The following is a 1409-nucleotide window of genomic DNA, read 5'->3' on the forward strand; positions in this document are numbered from 1 at the left end:
CGAACTGGCGGCTCGGGCGGGCCGCTCGGCGCGGCAGCGCAGTACCACTTACGAGCGAGGCGGCCGGGTTCAGCTGGGCATCAGCCCGGCCTAACCCCGACTTGATGTGATGCGGATCACCGAGTTGGTTTCGGAGGCCTGCTCGTTTATGTGCCGTGGCGGCAGGTCAACACCACCGCGCTGCGCCTGCTCGCCGAACACCAGGACCCGGACCCGGATGAGGTCATGGTCGGCGCGATCGCGGCCGCACGCCGGGAAGGGCTCGCGGGGGTCGAACTGGAGGCGGTGGAGAGCCTGTTCATGGACCCGCTCTGCCTCGGCGAGGACACCGAAGGCCAGGTGCTGATCATCAACGGCCAACACAGGATCCGCGCCATGCTCGACACCGGCGCCACCCAGACGGTGCTGCAGCGCGAAGAACTCATCACCCCGGACGAGCGGCCACAGCACGACTAGCAACGGCGGTCTGCCTTCGATCGCGCGCAGTGAAGACATCTACGGCAAAGACATCAGTAAGCCAGACCCCGCCGCGGGATGCGCGTGGCGTAGTGCAAGATATGCCGACAAGGCGTTGGCAAAGTTTTGCGCTGCAACTCGTGAAAGGAAGCGATACGAAGTGTTTCGCGAGGTCCCGGCGCTTCCGGTGGTAGTTCCCGCCGCGGCAGCGATCTTCCTGGCCATGCTGTGGTACCTGCACAGCCGCGGCCGCCTGTCGGTGCCACGTGCCGCCGTCGCGCTCGCACTCTGTGTCTACGCCGCCGGCGTCGTCGCGAACACAGTATTCCCAATCTATTTGAACAAGTCCTTCACCTCGCAATGGAAGGTCTACTTCGAGCCGCTCGCGGACTATGGGGTCGGCGACGCGGTGAAGAACATCCTGGTCTTCGTGCCTGTTGGGATAATTGTGCCGCTACTGCTGGCCAAAGCCTCCTGGTGGCGTGTGGTGGCCGCGGCAGCGGCGTTCAGTCTGGCGATCGAGCTGACCCAGTTCCTCACTGACAACCTCTTGGGCGGCGGCCATTTGGCCGATGCGAACGATCTGCTCTTCAATGTGATCGGCGGTGTGCTGGGTTTCGGCTTGTTCGCCGCGTTGTCTCGGGTGCCTGCTGTTGCTGTTTTTATCAACCGGTTCCGCTGGCACTGACCCGCGTCCCTGCGGCGCGGCGGTGGCAGATCGGTCAGTCCTCAGCTGTCGTATGTCGTGGGATGTGACCGCGTGTTCACTGACCGCCGCAGTGCGAGATGGGAAGCAATTGCTCCGGGGCAGGTAGGGCGTGCCGGTGAGTAATCCGTCTGGAAACGGGGCGCGCCACTAGGCCGTGTTTTAGGTAGCGGGTGAGTCTTGGGCGGATAGTTCTTCGGCCAGTTCCATACAGCGCAGGCGGGCTGGGGAGAAGTCGTAGGGCATC

Annotated in this window: 2 protein-coding genes; both read left to right on the forward strand. The window is 64.0% G+C overall.

Going from position 1 to position 1409, the window contains the following annotated elements; genetic code table 11:
• The first annotated feature begins 150 nt into the window (after positions 1-150).
• Positions 151-456, forward strand: coding sequence for a hypothetical protein (locus AB0I53_RS49565; protein WP_358618207.1), 306 nt, complete (start codon positions 151-153; stop codon positions 454-456).
• A gap of 160 nt (positions 457-616) precedes the next feature.
• Complete coding sequence (locus tag AB0I53_RS49570) at positions 617-1144, forward strand: VanZ family protein (RefSeq protein WP_358618210.1); 528 nt, start codon at positions 617-619, stop codon at positions 1142-1144.
• Positions 1145-1409 lie beyond the last annotated feature (265 nt).

Origin of the sequence: Saccharopolyspora sp. NPDC050389, from assembly GCF_040655595.1 — a bacterium.
Taxonomy (GTDB): domain Bacteria; phylum Actinomycetota; class Actinomycetes; order Mycobacteriales; family Pseudonocardiaceae; genus Saccharopolyspora.